General features: G+C 61.1%; 19 protein-coding genes. 12 read left to right on the forward strand and 7 right to left on the reverse strand.

Features of this window, described 5'->3' with window-relative positions:
* Positions 1 to 161 precede the first annotated feature (161 nt).
* From LOY52_RS06835 to LOY52_RS06865, 7 genes are all read left to right on the forward strand, one after another.
* The gene (locus tag LOY52_RS06835) at positions 162 to 1,127 is read left to right on the forward strand and encodes a glycosyltransferase family 2 protein (protein ID WP_258678873.1); all 966 of its coding nucleotides are present in this window, start codon (positions 162 to 164) and stop codon (positions 1,125 to 1,127) included.
* 3 nt (positions 1,128 to 1,130) lie between these two features.
* On the forward strand, positions 1,131 to 1,841 hold the full coding sequence (locus LOY52_RS06840; protein ID WP_258678874.1) for a bifunctional 2-polyprenyl-6-hydroxyphenol methylase/3-demethylubiquinol 3-O-methyltransferase UbiG: 711 nt from the start codon (positions 1,131 to 1,133) through the stop codon (positions 1,839 to 1,841).
* Positions 1,838 to 2,224: a GtrA family protein gene (locus tag LOY52_RS06845; protein WP_258678875.1), complete on the forward strand. Its 387-nt coding sequence runs from the start codon at positions 1,838 to 1,840 to the stop codon at positions 2,222 to 2,224. The genes LOY52_RS06840 and LOY52_RS06845 overlap by 4 nt, the downstream gene beginning before the upstream one ends.
* Positions 2,221 to 4,305, forward strand: a complete 2,085-nt coding sequence (locus LOY52_RS06850; protein ID WP_258678877.1) for a DUF6311 domain-containing protein — start codon at positions 2,221 to 2,223, stop codon at positions 4,303 to 4,305. Before LOY52_RS06845 ends, LOY52_RS06850 begins: the two co-directional genes overlap by 4 nt.
* Before the next feature lie 88 nt (positions 4,306 to 4,393).
* The gene (locus tag LOY52_RS06855) at positions 4,394 to 5,314 is read left to right on the forward strand and encodes a LysR substrate-binding domain-containing protein (RefSeq protein ID WP_027614510.1); all 921 of its coding nucleotides are present in this window, start codon (positions 4,394 to 4,396) and stop codon (positions 5,312 to 5,314) included.
* A 176-nt stretch (positions 5,315 to 5,490) separates the two neighbouring features.
* Positions 5,491 to 6,699 (forward strand): low temperature requirement protein A, encoded by a 1,209-nt coding sequence (locus LOY52_RS06860; protein ID WP_258678878.1) that lies wholly within the window; start codon positions 5,491 to 5,493, stop codon positions 6,697 to 6,699.
* A gap of 52 nt (positions 6,700 to 6,751) precedes the next feature.
* Entirely contained in the window at positions 6,752 to 7,117 is a 366-nt protein-coding gene (locus LOY52_RS06865) for a 5-carboxymethyl-2-hydroxymuconate Delta-isomerase (protein WP_095138550.1), read from the forward strand.
* Between the two features lie 3 nt (positions 7,118 to 7,120).
* Here LOY52_RS06865 and LOY52_RS06870 read toward each other — a convergent pair whose 3' ends face one another.
* Together LOY52_RS06870 and LOY52_RS06875 are read right to left on the reverse strand one after the other, a co-directional pair.
* Entirely contained in the window at positions 7,121 to 8,056 is a 936-nt protein-coding gene (locus LOY52_RS06870; RefSeq protein WP_258678879.1) for a LysR family transcriptional regulator, read from the reverse strand.
* Between the two features lie 200 nt (positions 8,057 to 8,256).
* On the reverse strand, positions 8,257 to 9,438 hold the full coding sequence (locus LOY52_RS06875; RefSeq protein ID WP_258678881.1) for a cyanate transporter: 1,182 nt from the start codon (positions 9,436 to 9,438) through the stop codon (positions 8,257 to 8,259).
* Positions 9,439 to 9,784: 346 nt separating this feature from the next.
* Between LOY52_RS06875 and rnd the strand changes: the two genes are divergently transcribed.
* The 3 genes from rnd to LOY52_RS06890 all read left to right on the forward strand — a co-directional run bounded on the left by rnd (position 9,785) and on the right by LOY52_RS06890 (position 12,259).
* Positions 9,785 to 10,918 carry a ribonuclease D gene (gene rnd, locus LOY52_RS06880; protein WP_258678882.1) on the forward strand — a complete coding sequence of 378 codons (1,134 nt, stop codon included), beginning with the start codon at positions 9,785 to 9,787 and terminating at the stop codon, positions 10,916 to 10,918.
* Positions 10,915 to 11,208: a YcgL domain-containing protein gene (locus LOY52_RS06885; protein ID WP_047598109.1), complete on the forward strand. Its 294-nt coding sequence runs from the start codon at positions 10,915 to 10,917 to the stop codon at positions 11,206 to 11,208. Before rnd ends, LOY52_RS06885 begins: the two co-directional genes overlap by 4 nt.
* Before the next feature lie 118 nt (positions 11,209 to 11,326).
* Positions 11,327 to 12,259, forward strand: coding sequence for a D-2-hydroxyacid dehydrogenase (locus tag LOY52_RS06890; RefSeq protein ID WP_003222601.1), 933 nt, complete (start codon positions 11,327 to 11,329; stop codon positions 12,257 to 12,259).
* A gap of 124 nt (positions 12,260 to 12,383) precedes the next feature.
* Here LOY52_RS06890 and LOY52_RS06895 read toward each other — a convergent pair whose 3' ends face one another.
* Positions 12,384 to 12,977: a nitroreductase family protein gene (locus tag LOY52_RS06895; RefSeq protein ID WP_041070340.1), complete on the reverse strand. Its 594-nt coding sequence runs from the start codon at positions 12,975 to 12,977 to the stop codon at positions 12,384 to 12,386.
* A 165-nt stretch (positions 12,978 to 13,142) separates the two neighbouring features.
* On the opposite strand from LOY52_RS06895, the gene LOY52_RS06900 reads away from it, so the two are divergent.
* Together LOY52_RS06900 and LOY52_RS06905 are read left to right on the forward strand one after the other, a co-directional pair.
* A complete protein-coding gene (locus LOY52_RS06900) occupies positions 13,143 to 13,592 on the forward strand; it encodes a YcgN family cysteine cluster protein (RefSeq protein WP_027614519.1) in 450 nt (149 codons plus the stop codon).
* 36 nt (positions 13,593 to 13,628) lie between these two features.
* Positions 13,629 to 14,858, forward strand: a complete 1,230-nt coding sequence (locus LOY52_RS06905; protein WP_258678883.1) for a hypothetical protein — start codon at positions 13,629 to 13,631, stop codon at positions 14,856 to 14,858.
* Positions 14,859 to 14,945: 87 nt separating this feature from the next.
* On the opposite strand, the gene LOY52_RS06910 is transcribed toward LOY52_RS06905, so the two are convergent.
* The 4 genes from LOY52_RS06910 to LOY52_RS06925 all read right to left on the reverse strand — a co-directional run bounded on the left by LOY52_RS06910 (position 14,946) and on the right by LOY52_RS06925 (position 17,115).
* Positions 14,946 to 15,323: a DUF2892 domain-containing protein gene (locus LOY52_RS06910; protein WP_047598116.1), complete on the reverse strand. Its 378-nt coding sequence runs from the start codon at positions 15,321 to 15,323 to the stop codon at positions 14,946 to 14,948.
* Between the two features lie 82 nt (positions 15,324 to 15,405).
* A complete protein-coding gene (locus LOY52_RS06915; protein ID WP_007911337.1) occupies positions 15,406 to 15,876 on the reverse strand; it encodes an RNA methyltransferase in 471 nt (156 codons plus the stop codon).
* A gap of 131 nt (positions 15,877 to 16,007) precedes the next feature.
* Positions 16,008 to 16,379: a YajD family HNH nuclease gene (locus LOY52_RS06920; protein ID WP_003222612.1), complete on the reverse strand. Its 372-nt coding sequence runs from the start codon at positions 16,377 to 16,379 to the stop codon at positions 16,008 to 16,010.
* A 49-nt stretch (positions 16,380 to 16,428) separates the two neighbouring features.
* Complete coding sequence (locus LOY52_RS06925; RefSeq protein ID WP_258678884.1) at positions 16,429 to 17,115, reverse strand: spermidine synthase; 687 nt, start codon at positions 17,113 to 17,115, stop codon at positions 16,429 to 16,431.
* Positions 17,116 to 17,167: the final 52 nt, after the last annotated feature.

Genomic DNA, 17,167 nt, shown 5'->3' on the forward strand with positions numbered 1-17,167 from the left:
CTGAAGAGCGCGGGCTAGAGCGCACGCATCGGCGTCTGGATTGGCCAAAATGGCGTCATTTGCACCTTGCAAGGCTATCGACGCTACTGCTTAATACGGGACGGCTCATGGCGTTGAAAATGTTTCGACGACCGACAAACATTATAAAAAAGAGCATTCCCTTGACTGAGCATGGAACGGCACAGGCCACACGGGTCACGTTATCGCTGGTTGTCCCGGTTTTTAACGAGGAAGACAGTCTTGAAGCGTTCATTCAGCGCATCGATGAAGTCTTCCAGCACCAGGCGTCGATTGTTCTGGAGCTGGTGTTCATCAATGACGGCAGTACGGATGCCACACTTGAGCGGCTGCTGGATCGTCAGCGGCACGACTCGCGGCTGCGCATCGTCGATCTGAGCCGCAACTTCGGCAAAGAGGCGGCGTTATCCGCCGGCTTGCAGATCGCCACCGGGCAGATTGTGGTGCCTATCGATGCCGATCTGCAGGACCCGCCCGAAGTCATTCTGCAAATGATCGAGCGTTGGCGCGAAGGGTATGAGGTGGTGCTCGGTCACCGCATCAGCCGCCGTAGCGACACCTGGGCCAAACAGACGTCGGCGCATTGGTTCTACCGTCTGCACAACAAGATCGCCGAGCAACCGCTGCCGGAAAACGTCGGCGATTTCCGCTTGATGGACCGTTGTGTGGTCGATGCCTTGCTGACCTTGCCCGAGTCCCGGCGCTTCATGAAGGGCCTGTTCGCCTGGGTCGGATTTCGTACCACCCATGTTGATTACGAGCGGCCCGAGCGTGTGGCGGGGCAGAGCAAGTTCAACGGCTGGCGGCTGTGGAATTTTGCCCTGGAGGGCATCACCAGTTTCAGTACCGAACCGCTGCGGATCTGGACTTACATCGGCGCGGTGGTTTCGCTGGTATCTTTTGCCTTTGCCATTTTTATCGTGGTGCGCACGCTGATCCACGGCGTCGACATGCCCGGTTATGCCTCGCTGATGGTGGCCGTGACGTTCCTCGGTGGCCTGCAATTGATTGGCATCGGCGTACTCGGCGAGTACCTCGGCCGCACTTATATCGAATCCAAACGCCGGCCGGTTTTTCTGGTGCGTCGCGTCTACGATCCCAAGGACTGAAACATGGATCTCAAGGAAACCGACATCCTCGGCGACAGCATCGGCGAGCATTGGTATTACTGCTCCAAAGCGGCGGCGACTCGTCGTCTGCTCGGTGATGCGCCGATCACACGGATTCTCGACGTGGGCGCCGGGTCGGGGTTTTTCTCGCACCATTTATTGACCCAAACCGCGGCGCAGGAAGCGTGGTGCGTCGACATCAGTTACCCCGCCGATTCCCATGCGAGCACTGCCGGCAAACCGGTGCATTATCGCCGTGATATCGACGCCATCGATGCGGACCTGGTGCTGCTCATGGACGTGCTGGAGCATGTCGACGACGACCTCGGTCTGCTCAAGGCTTACGTTGACAAGGTACCGTCCGGCAGCCGTTTCCTGATGACCGTACCGGCGTTTCAGTTCCTGTGGAGCGGTCACGACGACTTCCTCGAACACAAGCGCCGCTACACCCTGCCGCAGTTTGAAACCCTGGCCCGTGACGCCGGTTTGACGGTGCAGCGCGGTGCCTACTATTTCGGAGCGGTGTTTCCGATCGCCGCGGCGTTGCGTTTGCTGCCCAAAGGGCCGCAGGCCGCAGCACCGCAGTCGCAGCTCAAGCGTCATCATCCGCTGGTCAACGGCGTGCTCAAGACCCTCTGCAGCCTTGAACTGCCGCTGATGGGCATCAATCGTCTGGCCGGTCTGAGCGTGTTTGTGCTGGCGCGTAAACCGTGACCTCTGCCGACAGATCGGCGTTGATCCAGCGCGGCTTGCGGTTTGCCGTGACCGGTCTGTTCGTCACCGCGCTGCATGCACTGGTGGCGGTGCTGTTCATCAATTTCGTCGCGCCGCACCCGCCACTCGCCAACGGTGTGGCGTTTGCCGTGGCGACGGTTGTGTCCTATGTGATCAACACCACCTGGAGTTTTTCGGCCCGTTTGCATGGCAAAACCCTGCTGCGCTTCATGCTGGTGTCCTGCGGCGGCTTTTTCCTGGCGATGTTCGTCGCGTGGGCCGCGCAGATCGCCGGGCTTCATTACTTGCTGGGTATCGGCGCCGTAGCGCTGATCATTCCGGCGTTCACCTTTGTGTTGCATAACTTCTGGACGTATCGATGAGGGGCTTGAACAAGCACCCGGCCTTGGCGCTGTTGCCGATCCTGCTGGGTGCGCTGGCGTTTTTTCTGGTGATCGGCCCGCGTGCCGTCGACCCGCAAAACATTGCCTGGCTCCGGGACGGTGATCCGGCGACGCATTACCTGGGCTGGGTATTTTTTCGCCATTCACCCTGGACTTTTCCCCTCGGGCTGAACCCGTCCTATGGGATGGAACTGGGCAGCTCGATCATTTTTTCCGATTCCAATCCGCTGCTGGCGCTGCTGTTCAAACCATTCAATGGCTGGTTGCCGGAGACGTTCCAGTATTTCGGTTTATGGCTGCTGGCGTGTTTCATTCTGCAGGCCTGGTTTGCCTGGAAGCTGCTCGGCTTGATCACCGACAACCCCGTATTGCGCCTGCTCGGCGCCGGGCTCCTGGTGTTTTCGCCGCCAATGTTTCTGCGTACCGGTGGACATCTTTCGCTGGTCGGGCACTTCCTGATTCTCGCGGCGTTGTATCTGGCACTGCACCCGGCACTCGAGCGCCGACGTTTGGCGTGGGGAGCATTGCTCGCCGTGACGGCATTGGTGCACGCTTACCTGTTGGGCATGGTGGCGCTGATCTGGGTCGCGGATCTGTTTGGCAAGTTGTGGGCTGGCAAGCTGACGCGCCGTCAGGTCCTTATCGAGCTGGGCGGCTTGTTCGCGCTGGTGAGCGTGTGCTGCTGGCAGGCGGGTTATTTCAGTATTACCGATGGCGCGGCGGGCGGCGGTTTCGGCTTTTATCGAATGAACCTGTTGTCGCTGGTGGATCCAGACGGATGGTCGTTTGTCTTGCCAGGTATTCCCAAGGGCGCAGGCGATTACGAAGGTTTCAACTACCTGGGGCTGGGCGTCCTGTTGCTGGTGCCGCTGGCCGCTATCGGCTGGTACAAAAGTGGTATCTCGTTGAAGGCTTTGTTGTGCAGTCGCCCGTTCCTGTTGTTGGCGTTCATCGGATTGACCCTGTTCGCCCTGTCGAACCAGATCGGATTCGGCCTGCAGACGTTCGGCTATCCGCTGCCGAAATTCGTGCTGCGTGCAGCGAGTATTTTTCGCGCTTCGGGCCGGATGTTCTGGCCGGTGTTCTACGCCATCGTGATACTGCTCACCTACCTGGTGGTGCGCGGTTATCGGCCGCGTATTGCCATGGGGCTGCTGGCGCTGGCGTTGGTGGTACAAGTCGCCGACACCCGGATTGCCTGGGCAGGTTTGCGGGCGGCGAGAATGCTGCCCGAATCTTCGGTCTGGGTCAGCCCGATGCATGATCCGTTCTGGGCCAGTGCGGCGGCGCACTACAAGAACATCCGCGCCGTAACACCGAAAAATCAGCCTGATCAGTGGCAGGCGATTGCCGATTTTGCCGGCACTCATGGGTTGAAAACCGACGCGGCTTACCTGGGGCGTACGAGTCCCAAGGCGCTGGACAAGCTGTTGCGCACGACGCAAAGCCAACTCGCCAGCGGCCAGTACGACAGCGATTCGCTGTACATCCTCGATGACGACGCGCTGGAGCTGGCGGTCAAGAGCATTCACAGCGACACCGATCTGTTGACCCGGGTCGACGACTTTGTCGTGCTGGCCCCGGGCTGGAAACACTGTAATGACTGTCTGGCGATGGTCGATCAGGGGCGAGCGCTGTCGTCGATACCCTTGAGCCAGCCGGGACTGGTGCAGACGTTCAACCGCAGCACCCGGCAACTGGTCAAAGGCTGGTCCACCCCGGAAGCCTGGGGCACCTGGAGTGATGGACAGGATGCAGAACTGCGACTGCGCGTCGCTCCCGGGTCGCATGCACTGGTGATTGATGCCCTGGCCTTTGCCATGCCGCCGAACCTCAGCCAGCGGGTGATCGTCAGCATCAATGGCGTAGAGGCGTTGTCGACGCGTCTGACTGAGGTGCAGGGCAATCGGCTGGAAATACCGCTCAGCGCAGCGCAGGTCGCTGAGGAATATCTGAATGTCCGAGTGCATCTGCCCGATGCAGTCAGCCCGAAAACACTAGGCTTCAATGACGATGCGCGAGTCATGGGGCTGGGGTTGAAAACCCTGACGGTGCAGTGAAATTGTCGAACAAACCGCCAATCGTCTGATAGACGTCAGTCCCAAGGACTTCATACACTGCCGGCAGTCTGGGGAGCGGGGGCAATGGATGAATCGAAATGAATTACGCAAGGCCGACATCAACCTGATGGTGGTGTTCGAGACCTTGATGCTCGAACGCAACGTGACCCGGGCGGCGGAGAAGCTGTTTCTCGGCCAGCCGACCATCAGTTCGGCGCTCAATCGCTTGCGCGCGATGTTCAATGATCCGCTGTTCATTCGCGTCGGCCATCGCATGGAGCCGACGGCCCGGGCCGAAGAACTGTTCAAGTACCTGTCGCCAGCGCTCGACTCACTGTCGGTGGCGCTGAGCCTGACTCACGATTTCGACCCGGCCGTGAGCAACATGACGTTCCGCATCGGCCTGTCCGATGACGTCGAATTCGGCCTGCTGCCACCGTTGCTGCGGGCGCTACGCCAAGAGGCACCGAGCGTGGTGTTCGTGGTGCAACACGTCGACTACTGGCGCATCCCCGACCTGCTGGCCGCCGGCGACATCACCGTCGGTATCAGCCAGACCCGGGGCTTGCCGGCCAATGCCAAGCGCAAATTGCTGCGGCATATCCAGCCGAGCATCCTGCGCGCCGATGCCTCGGACTCGCCGCTGACCCTCGATGAATACTGTTCACGTCCACACGTACTGGTATCGCATACGGCCAACATCAGCGGCTATGCCGATGAGTGGCTGGCGGAAATCGGCCGCACCCGGCATGTGGTGTTGTCGGTGCCGCAATACAGTGCGCTGCCGGCATTGCTGGCCGGCACCGACCTGATCGCCAGCCTGCCGGACTATACCGCCGAAGCCATGGCTGCCTCCGGGCTGCTGTTCAAGGAACCGTTCCCGTTCAAGACGCCGATGCTGGATCTGTCGATGGTCTGGCTCAGCCACGTCGACAGCGACCCGGCCGAGCGCTGGCTGCGGTCGCGGCTGGAAGCGTTCATGAGCGAACGGCCACTGACCGCGCCCTGAATCCCACCACAAATCTCCCCTGTGGGAGCGAGCCTGCTCGCGAAAGCGTTGTGTCAGACACTATTGATGTCGCCTGACCCGACGTCTTCGCGAGCAGGCTCGCTCCCACAGGGTTTGCGTTCGTCTGGTCGGGCTGCTTTGCTCAATGGCAGTAACCTTGGCGGAGGCCTGTCTCCATGAGCATTTCCCGTTCGTTGCTGCGTGGGCGCGGCAGTCTCGACAGTGGCAAGGTCGGCATGGTCGAACTGTTTTTCGATCTGGTGTTCGTGTTCGCCGTGACTCAGCTCTCGCATTCGCTGCTTTCGCAGTTGTCGATTCTGGGCGCGGTGCAGGTGGCGCTGTTGATGGTCGCGGTGTGGTGGGTGTGGATTTTCACTTCGTGGATCACCAACTGGCTCGACCCGGAAAAACTGCCGATCCGCCTCGGCCTGTTCGGGCTGATGATCGCCGGTCTGTTGCTGTCGTCCTCGATCCCCAAGGCTTTCACCGAGCGCGGGCTGATGTTTGCCTCGGCGTTCGTGTTCATGCAGGTCGGGCGCACGCTGTTCGCGATCTGGGCGGTGCGTGGCGAGTCGCTGAGCATGACCCGCAATTTCCAGCGGATTCTGGCGTGGTTGATGTTCTCCGGCGTGTTCTGGATCGCCGGGGCCTTTCTTGACGGGCAGCAACGTCTGCTGTGTTGGGCGCTGGCGCTGCTGATCGAGCTGATCTCGCCTTCGCTGTATTTCTGGGTGCCGGGGCTGGGGCGTTCGTCATTGAGTGACTGGAACGTCGAAGGCAATCACATGGCCGAGCGTTGCGCGTTGTTCGTGATCATCGCCCTGGGCGAATCGTTGCTGGTGACCGGCGCGACGTTCGCCGAACTGACGCTGAGCGCCACCGGGGTCATGGCGTTTCTGGTGGCGGTGCTGGGCAGCATCGGCATGTGGTGGGTGTACTTCGACAGCGGCGCCGAGCGCGCGCATCACCGCATCGCGCATTCGAGCGATCCGGGGCGTCAGGCGCGCATCGCCTACACCTACCTGCACGTGCTGATCGTTGCCGGGGTGATCGTCAGTGCGGTGGCCGACGAACTGGTGCTGGTGCACCCGGATCACGCCAGTGACGCCGGGATCCTGGTGATCGTGGGCGGGCCATGGCTGTTTCTGTTGGGCAATGCGCTGTTCAAGTGGGTCATGTCCGACCGACCGCTGCCGCCGTTGTCGCATCTGGCGGGGCTGATGTTGCTGACGCTGGCGCTGCCGCTGGCGTTGAATCACTGGTTTTCGGCGCTGGTGCTCGGGGCTTTGACCACGGCGATCGTGGTGCTGGTGGCGCTGTGGGAAAGCCTGGCATTGCGTCAGACGTCGGCCTCGATAACCCCGGAAAAACCCGCAGGAGAGTAGGGCAGCGCTGTGGTATATGTACGACCTTTCTGCCGACTGACTGGAGCACCCCATGCCACACCTGCACATGGAATACACCGCCAACCTGCCGCAGTTGAACGCTGATGTGGCGTTGATCCGGCTCAACAACGCCCTGGTGGGTTCCGGTCAGTTCGCTGCGGAGTTTGATATCAAAAGCCGGGCGGTGAAGGTCGAGACCTTCAAGGTCGGTACCGGCATGGGTGAGCGCGCTTTTGTCCATGTGAAGCTGGCGCTGCTCAGCGGTCGTTCGCCACAGATCAAGAAGCAGCTCTCGGACAGCCTGCTGGCGGTGTTGCAGGATCTGTGCGAGTGGCCGGCCGGGGTCGAAGTGCAGTTGTGCGTGGAGTTGCTCGATATCGACCGCGATTCCTACACCAAGACCGCCATCGGCGTGTAGGACTCAGGCTGCTTCCAGCTCACTGCACACCTTGATCACCTGCTCGCGCAGCCAGACGTTGGCGCTGTCCTGATCAGCGTTCTGGCTCCACTGCATGTCGAGGGTGAATCCCGGCAAGCCGTTCGGCGCCTCGCAGTGATTGAACACTGCGTCGTTGGTCAGCAGGCGTTGTATGCGCCGGGGCAGGGTGAGGATGAAGTCGGTCCCGGTAATCATCTTCAATGCCGCGCTGTAGCTGCTGGAGCGCGCGACGATCTGCCGTTTCTGCGCCTGACGCGCCAGCCAGCCATCGACCATGTTGGTGGTGGACGTCCACGGCGTCGGGAACACATGGCGCCGCTCGGTGAAGGCCTGCAGGCTCAGGCGCGGTTCCAGCGGCGTGGCGCGTTTGTCGAAGACACAGACCAGATCGTCCTCCAGCAGCATTCGCGATTTAAGGTCGGTATGGCTGCGGTGGAAGTTGGGGCCAAAACAGATCACCAGGTCGAGGCTGCCGTCGCGCAGTTCGTCGGCGGGCACATCGGTCTCGAACTTGTGCATGTTGACCACCACCGGCAAATCGTCGAAGTCGAAACGCTTCAACAGCCGTGGCAGCACCAATTGCTCGAAGTATTCCGGGGCGCAGATATTGAAGGTCACCGCTTGCCGGGTCGGATCGAAGGCCGGGGCACCGGCGTGGCACAGGTTGATGCTTTCGAGAATCTTCTGCACATGGCCGTACATGGTGCCGGCCTTGTAGGTGGGACGCATGCCCGTGCGGGTGTTGATGAACAACTCGTCTTCGAAACTGGTGCGCAATTTTTTCAGGCAATAGCTGACAGTGGACTGGCTGACGCACAGCGTCTCCGAGACATCCGTGACGCTGCTTTGCTCATACACGGCGATAAACACCATGAGGTCCTGCATGTCGAGCTTTCGAAGCAAGTTACTGTTCAGCATCCGTTCCGTCCCGCTGTGCTCCTTGCGCTGAATCCGCGCAAACGTGTGCGCATGATCGTAGCGGAACGATGGTGCCAGGACAAAGCCTTGTAGGACGTTTCAATGTCGCCAGTGGGACAGAAACTTTTAGCAACACGACGTCGGCAAATAAACCGCAAAAAGATGGCAAGAGGCCTCTAGCCCGGCGCCGGCATTCGGCTTCAACGGATGTGTCGGGCGTACTGCCGAGGGTCGAAGCGCAGCACGATCAGCAGCATCACCACCATCACTGCGGTCAGCGACCACCAGGCCCATTCGAAGCTGCCGAGCCGGTCGCGGATGATTCCGGCGAGCAGCGGCGAAAGCCCGGCGATCAAATAGCCGATGCCTTGCACGAACGCGGTCAGGCTGCCGGCGCGCTGCGGGCTGTCGAGGTGATCGAGGGAGACGATCAGACTCATGGGGAAGAGGCCGCCAATCCCCAGCCCCAACAGGCATGGCCACAACAGGCTGAGGTGTTGCGGGCTGAGGATCAATCCGCAGAAGCCGCCGATGATCAGCAGCAGCAACGCTGCCAGGACGGCACGGCGATCACGGCTGCGATTGGCGATGGCCGGCGTCAGCAGCCCGGAAATCACCTCCATGGCGGTCAGAAAACCCAGCAGTAGCCCGGCCTGCTGTTCGCTCCAGCCTTGCTCCACGTAGTACGGCGCCAGCCACGCGAGTACGCAGGTGTAGGACGCCGTGCCGAGGCCGAAGAAGAGGGCGAGCAGCCAGGCGCGGGAATTACGCGTGAAGGACTCTTTTCCTACAGGCGTGATCTGGAGGGATGACGGGATCGACTGTGTCCACCAGACCAGCAACGCGAGCAAGGCCAGTGCCGCCCAGATTGCCAGCCCGATGCGCCAGCTGCCGGTCTGCCCCAGCACCAGCGGCGAAAATGAGGCGGCCAGCGCGGCGCCGCCCATGATCGATGTGACATACAGGCCCATGCACAGCGCCACATGGTCGGGGAAGCGTGACTTGATCAGCACCGGCATCAGCGCCTGAATCAGGGCGATACCCATCCCGGCCAGCACCGCGCTGCCAATCAACTGCGGTGCCGAATCGAGCACCAGCCGCGACAGCGTCGCCAGGCCGATGATCAACAACGACAGGATCACCGTGCGTTGCTCGCCCAGGCGCCGGCTGATGCCGATACCGAAAAACATCGCCAGCCCCATCGCCATCACTGGCAGCATGGTCAGCAGCGAAGCCACGCTGAAACTCAGCGGGATATCGCCACGAATCGCCGACAACAACGGCCCGACGGCGGCCATGGAGGGACGCAGGTTGAGCGCGACGAGGATGATCCCGAACATCAGCCAGACAGCGGGGCGGGTGGTGGCGCGGACATTTTCCATCGGCAGACTCTGGATTGCGGAGGCTGACGATTAGGCGGCGCAGCGCACGTATCGGCAAATCAGATTTCCCGAGCATTATTTAAAAACTAAATATGACTCTCCCCACTTTAGGAGCTGCCGCAGGCTGCGATCTTTTGATCTTGTTTTTCAAGACCAAGATCAAGATCAAAAGATCGCAGCCTTCGGCAGCTCCTACACAAGGTAAGCCCGGATTCCTCTTGCTGATCACGCTGTAAGACTATTCTTTCTCTTTGGCAGGACATTTCGTTACAGCTCTGGCCCAGCGCAGGCGCGTAAAACGCCGGCGGCGATATATACTGCGCGCCATTCTTCAAGGGAGAGCCGTGTGGCCATCGATATTCACTGGATTCGCGACAACGAAAGCCTCGCGCAGTTTTGCGCCGAGTGGCAGCAACTGCCGTTCGTTGCCCTCGACACCGAATTCATGCGGGTCGACACCTTCTACCCGATTGCCGGTTTGCTGCAGGTCGGTGACGGCAAACGCGCCTACCTGATCGATCCGCTGACCATTGACGCCTGGCAACCGTTGGCGGCGTTGCTGGAAAACCCGGCGGTGCTCAAAGTCCTGCACGCCTGCAGCGAAGACCTCGAAGTGTTGCTGCGCCTGACCGGCAGCCTGCCGGCGCCGCTGTTCGACACACAATTGGCAGCGGCCTACCTGAACCTCGGGTTCTCGATGGGCTATTCGCGGCTGGTGCAGGAAGTGCTGGGCATTGAGTTGCCGAAGGGCGAAACCCGTTCCGACTGGTTGCAGCGTCCACTTTCCGACACACAAATCAGCTATGCCGCCGAAGACGCGGTGCATCTTGCGGAAGTTTTCGTACAGCTGCGGCCGAAACTGTCCGACGACAAGTTCGCCTGGGTGCTGGAGGACGGCGCCGAACTGGTCGCCAACCTGCGCCGCGAGACCGACCCGTACGAGGTATATCGCGAAGCCAAACTGGCGTGGAAACTGTCCCGTGCGCAACTGGCTGTGCTGCGTGAGCTGTGCGCCTGGCGTGAAAAAGAAGCGCGTGCCCGTGATCTGCCGCGCAACCGCATCATCCGTGAACATTCGCTGTGGCCGCTGGCCCGCACGCAACCGGACAACCTCGCGGCGCTGGGCAAGATCGAAGACATGCATCCGCGTACCGTGCGTCAGGACGGGCAATTTCTGCTTGATCTGATCAAGCGCTCTGGCAGTGTGGGGCCTGATCAATGGCCGCCGGCGGTGCCGGAACCATTGCCGGTCGAAGCCGCTGCGTTGATCAAGCAACTGCGCGCCCTCGGCCAGGTCGAAGCCGAACGCCTGGGCATCGCCCCGGAACTGATGCTGCGCAAGAAAACCCTCGAAGCGCTGGTCAAAAGCGGCTTCCCCGAGGGCCCATATCAATTGCCTGAGTCGCTGCGTGGCTGGCGCCGCGAACTCATGGGCCAGAAGCTGCTCGACAGCCTGGCCATCGTCGGAGAACAGCCTTGAAACGTATTTGCTCCATTTACCAAAGCTCCAAGCGAAGCGGGATGTACCTTTATGTGCTCAAGAGCGATGCTCTGGAGCGCGTGCCGGAACCCCTGATGCTGGCGTTCGGCAAGCCGAAACATTCCTTCGATCTGGTGCTGTCGCCTGAGCGCAAGCTGGCCAGCGAGGACATCGTCGTGGTCCTGGAAAACCTCGACAAGCAGGGCTATCACCTGCAGATGCCACCGGCCGAGGACGAGTACATCGAACACCTGCCCGAAGAATTGCTGCGACGCAACGACCCGGTCTGATCTGCGAGGCCCTGTTCTGGGCCTCTTGCCACCCTGGAACTGATTTTACGGCGACGACCGCCACGAAGGAGCACGGCTCTTTCGGCGGTTGCCTGCACGGTTTGCGAAAGGTTTGAAGATGCGCGTTCTGATTGCTGAACACGACCACGCGGTGTACGCCCGGCTGCTGCGTCAGGCGGCCCCCGAACTCGAAGTGCTGACCAGTGGCGACTCTGCCGAACTGGCCCGTCAGGCTGCCGATTGCCCGGTGTGGCTGGGGCAGCCGGATCTGCTGGCGACCCTGCTGCGTCAGGGCCATCAGCCGCAATGGCTGCAATCGACCTGGGCCGGCATCACGCCGCTGCTCGCCGACGGCTTGCGCCGCGATTACCGCCTGACCCGCGCGGTGGGGATCTTCGGTCAGGTGATGGCCGAATACGTGCTGACCTACATGCTCGGCCACGAGCGGGAAGTGCTGGCGCGGCTGGTCAGCCAGGTCGAGCGCAAGTGGGACAACCGCACCGGCCAGAGCCTGGTCGGGCGCAAGGTGCTGATCGTCGGCACCGGCGACATCGGCCAGAGCGTTGCGCAGTTTCTGTTGCCGTTCGGCGTCGAGTTGTACGGCATCGCCAGCAGCGCGCGCGAGCAGGCGCCGTTCGTCGAAGTCGGCTCGATGGCGGATCTGCCACGGCTGGTGGGCGCGGTCGATTACGTGGTCAACCTGCTGCCGAATACCGAACACACCCACGACATTTACGACGCGGCACTGTTCAAGCAATTCAAGCCGACCGGTTTGTTCATCAACGTCGGACGCGGCGTGGCGGTGGTCGATGCGGATCTGGTGGAAGCCCTGAAGGAAGGGCATCTGGCCGGTGCGGTGATCGACGTTTGCCGTCAGGAGCCGTTGCCACAACGCCATCCGTTCTGGACTGCCTGGGGCCTGCTGCTGACCGGGCACAGCTCGGCACCGACGTCGCCGGCGTTGATGGTGCAGTTGTTTGTCGAGAACCTGAAGGCGTATCAGGCGGGAGAAGCATTGCGCGGGGAAGTGGATTTCAACCGCGGTTACTGAATGTTCGCGGAATAAACTGTGGGAGCGAGCCTGCTCGCGAAGGGGGAGTGTCAGCCAACATCATCGTTGTCTGACACACCGCTTTCGCGAGCAGGCTCGCTCCCACATTTGTTTTTGTGCTGGCTTAGAGGGTGAAGTTGCCTTCTGCGGCCAGCTCGCTCAGCGGACGACGCGGGCTCGGCTCTTCACGGGCCTGCAGATACTCGGCCAGAGTTGCCTTGTCACCCAGCTTGCCGACAGCGACCGCCGCATGCAGTGCATAACCTTCAGGAATATTCAGCTCCTTGCGGGCCAGCTCCTGATCGAAACCGGCCATGCCGTGGGTGTGCCAGCCGCTGATGCTCGCTTGCAGCGCCAGGTGGCCCCAGGCCGAACCGGTGTCGAAGGTGTGCCACAGCGCCGGGGTTTCTTCGCTGGCACCGGGGGCGGTGAAGGTGGTTTTCGAAATCACGATCACCAGCGCCGAAGCGTGTTGCGCCCAACTGCGGTTGAATTCATTCAGCAGGCCCAGGAAGCGCTCCCAGTTCGGCGTGTCACGGCGCGCATACAGAAAGCGCCATGGCTGCGAGTTGTACGCCGACGGCGCCCAGCGTGCGGCTTCGAAAAAGCTCAGCAGGGTTTCTTCCGGAATCGCTTCGCCGGTGAAGGCGCGGGGCGACCAGCGGTCGGTGAACTGCGGGTGAATGGCGTAATCGGCAACGCGAGGGTTGGCACTCATCGAAAGATTCCTTGCTGTGTTTGAGTCATGAATTCGTGGCAAAACCCTACTGGGCGGCGATTCGGCTGACAAGCGCGATTTACCGACAGTCGCCAGCGCTTGGCCCGAAAGGTCTTGGGCACTAGACTGGCGGCCTTTTCACCACCTGATGTTGATGCTTGAGCCATGGCCGCCAAAGTCGAACCGTTCTGGAAACGCAAAACCCTCGAGCAACTGGATCACGAGGAATGGGAATCGCTGTGCGACGGCTGCGGTCTGTGCTGCCTGCAGAAACTCGAAGATGAAGAAGACAACAGCGTCTATTACACGCGCATCGCCTGCAAACTGCTGGACCTGAAGACCTGCCAGTGCAGCGACTACCCGAATCGCATCAAGTTTGTCCCGGACTGTATCCAGCTCACTCCGGGCCAGGCCGAAGAATTCAAATGGCTGCCGCCGACCTGCGGTTACCGGTTGGTCAGCGAGGGCAAGGATCTGCCGCTGTGGCACCACTTGGTATGCGGCGACCGTGACGCCGTGCATCACGAACGGATTTCCCAGTCCGGGCGCATGCTCGCCGAAGGCAGCGTGCCGGAAGACGACTGGGAAGATCACCTGATTTTCCGCGCCGGTTAAGTACCCAGGGTTTCCAGGATTCAACAAGGAGTGTGTATGGCTGGGGGATTGCTGCGGGCATCGCTGATCGGCTTGCTGGCGCTAAGCGCGCCAGTGTGGGCGGCAAAGAAAGTCGATCTGGATTACCACGTGCGCCTGTTGCCGCAAAGCGATCAGGCCGAAGTACGCCTGACCCTGGCCAAAGGCGAAGCGGTGCGCAGCCTCGACTTCGACCTCGGCGACGGCAGCCACTACAGCGACTTCAAGGCCGACGGCCAATGGCTGCTGACCCCGGGTAAACAAGCCCGTGGCGTGTGGCGACCTGCGAGCGAAAAGGCCAGCCTGACTTACCGCGTACGCATCAGCCACGGCCGTAAGAGCGGCACGTTCGACACGCGCATGACGCCGAGTTGGGCGTTGATGCGTGGCGACGAATTGGTGCCTCCTGCAAAACTCGATCAACAGGACGGCACCGAACTGGTCGCGCGCCTGCAATTCGAATTGCCTGAAGGCTGGAAAAGCGTCGAAACCGCCTGGCCGCGCATCGGCAAGAACAAATTCCGCATCGACAATCCCTCACGCCTGTTCGATCGCCCGACCGGCTGGATGCTCGCCGGTCATCTCGGCAGCCGCCGCACGCGCCTGGGCGAAACCGAAGTCACCGTGGCCTCACCGCAAGGGCAGGGCATGCGTCGCATGGATGTGCTGACCTTGCTGACGTTCGTCTGGCCGCAGGTGCAAGCGGTCTATCCCCGGCATCCGAAAAAACTGCTGATTGTCGGCGCCAACGACCCGATGTGGCGCGGCAGCCTCGGTGCGCATGAGTCAATTTACCTGAATACGCGTTTGCCGCTGGTCAGCGAGAGCGGCAGCAGTGCGCTGGTACGTGAGCTGGCGCAGGTGTTCGGGCGGATCAATGACAAGCAGCGCAGCGACTGGATCAGCGAAGGCTTTGCCGAGTACTACGCGATCGAACTGCTGCGGCGCGCCGGGGGCATGAGCGATGAGCGCTATCAGGCGTTGCAGGCGAAGTTGACCCGGGACAGTCAGAAAGTCACGACCCTGCGCGGCGAACAGATCAGTCCGGCGCAGCTTGCAAAAGCGGTAATTGTCTTGCAGGAACTGGATCGCGAGATTCGTCTGAAGACGCGCAACAAACGTTCGCTGGATGATGTGTTGCGCGGGGCGATGCATTTGGGGACGGTGAGTACTAAAGAGTTTGTGCAACTGGCTGAGAGCGTGCTCGGCGAGACCTCTAAAGTCCTTGATACCGAGTTACTGCAATAAAGATCAAAAGATCGCAGCCTGCGGCAGCTCCTACAGGGGAAACGCATTCCACATGCAGGAGCTGCCGCAGGCTGCGATCTTTTGTTTTTAAACCCCGGCCTTCGGCGATTTCACCGAATCATTGCCGGTCACGGTGGCAGTGCTGGTCGCCGCCTCGGCATTGGCCTTGAGCTGACTCAGTTCTTCACCGGCGCGCTCGATCTTCGCCCGCACGTTGTTGATATCTTGACGGCTTTTTTCCAGCAGGCTTTTCACCGAGCTGTGCCCAGTGATGCCACGGGCCATCGCCACGCCGCCAATTGCCACCTGAATCAGACCGAACACGCCGCCACGGCGCAGGCCCTTGCCGACCATGATCACGCCACCGGCCAGCGAGCCGATGCGCTCCCAGCCCTGGACGTTCTGCTCGGTCGGGCTCTGGAACGGGGTGGAATCGATACGTTGGACGCGTTTGAGTTCGGTCATGATCTGTCTCCCAGGCAATGTGCAATAGATAGATAAGCTGACTGCCGCAGCGGCCGGCTCGTTCCATCGAATGTGCGACGTTTCAGCGGAATTTCGGCCCGGAGCGGGTATTCAGGCCCTTGGCCATGCGGTCGTAGAGCACGACGTTGACCGTGGCGGCGAGGTTCATGCAGCCGGTGGTCGGGATGTACACGACGTCTTCGCACCAGTCGCGGATCTCTTTATCCAGCGAGCCGTCTTCCGGGCCGAAGATGTAAAGGGCGCGATCCGGATGGGTGTATTCGGGCAGCGGGCGGGCGCCTTCGACCAGTTCCACGGCGACCGGGACGCAGTTGAGCGGGAGGATCTTTTTCAGGTCGTCGATGCCGATCAGCGGAATGTCGTAGTGCACGCGCTTGGTGTCGGTGACGAAATCGGCGGCGCGCTCATAGCGCTTGCCGGTGTAGAACACCGACGCCACGCCGTAACAGCCTGCGGCGCGCATCACCGAACCGACGTTCTCCGGTGATTTGGGGTTGTACAAACCAATGCAGCTGTAACGTTTGTCTGCCACGAGCGGGGTGCCTTCGGGAAAAAGAGGGCGATTATACGAGGATAAGATCAAAAGATCGCAGCCTTCGGCAGCTCCTACAATTGAATGGCGTACACCCTGTAGGAGCTGCCGAAGGCTGCGATCTTTTGCTTTTAATCTTCTTTTTTCATCAGCCCGGCGAGGGCAGCAAACGGGTTATGCGTGGCCTTGGCGATTTTCGGCGTGCTCAGCGAGCCGTCGCCGAAGTATTGCTGGTCGGTGTAGCGCGAGTGTTCGTTGTCGTGGCAGTACAGGCACAACAGCTCCCAGTTCGAGCCGTCCTGCGGGTTGTTGTCGTGGTTGTGGTCGCGGTGGTGCACGGTCAGTTCGCTCAGGCGCTTGCCGGAAAACTCACGGGCGCAGCGGCCGCAGACGTGCGGGTACATTTTCAGGGCCTTGTCGCGGTAGCCCATTTCCTTGTCGCGCTGGTTGTCGGCAAGGATGCGATCGAGCTTCGACGTGTTGGTCGGGGTGGACGAACTCATGGGTTCACCTTTGTAAAAAGACTGATGACGGTTATGTGCAGAGTTTAGCTCAGCCCTTGAGCTTCTCGGCAATCCAGATCGTGTGGCGGGTGCCCTTGTTGCCGTGAGCGAAGACCTGGACCTCTTCGGCCTTGAAACCGGCCTTCTTCAATTTGTCGGAAAACTGCCGGTCAGCGCTGGCCGACCACACCGCCAGCACGCCCTTGGGCCGAAGGGCCTTGGCGCAGGCGTTGAGGCCAGCGGCGGAGTACAGCCAGCTGTTGGCCTTCTGGGTCAGGCCTTCGGGGCCGTTGTCGACGTCGAGCATGATCGCGTCGAAGCCGTTCGGCTCGCTTTGCAGGACCTTGGCCACGTCGTCCAGACGGATCACCGTGCGCGGGTCGAGCAACGGTCGCCCGGATTTTTCACCGAGCGGCCCACGGTTCCACTCGACCACGCCGGGCACCAGTTCGGCGACCACCACTTCGGCACCCTTGCCCAGATGCTTGAGCGCCGAGGCGAGAGTGAAACCCATGCCCAGACCGCCAATCAATACTCGCGAATTCGGCCGGCCGGCGACCTTGCGGCAAGGGATCTCGGCCAGCGCATCTTCCGAACCGTGCATGCGCGTGTTCATCAATTGCCCGCCGTCGCCACCCTGGATCTTGATGACGAAATCCTCGCCATACTCGAACAGGCACAGGGCACCGCCGTTGTCAGGGATCGGCGTGGTGTCGAGCAGAACGAAACGTTTCATGGAAATCTCTACAAGGGGGAAGGCAAGCAGGCCCGTTGGGAGTAGCCTGAGC

It is taken from the genome of Pseudomonas sp. B21-051, from assembly GCF_024748795.1.
In the GTDB taxonomy this organism is placed as follows: domain Bacteria; phylum Pseudomonadota; class Gammaproteobacteria; order Pseudomonadales; family Pseudomonadaceae; genus Aquipseudomonas; species Aquipseudomonas putida_A.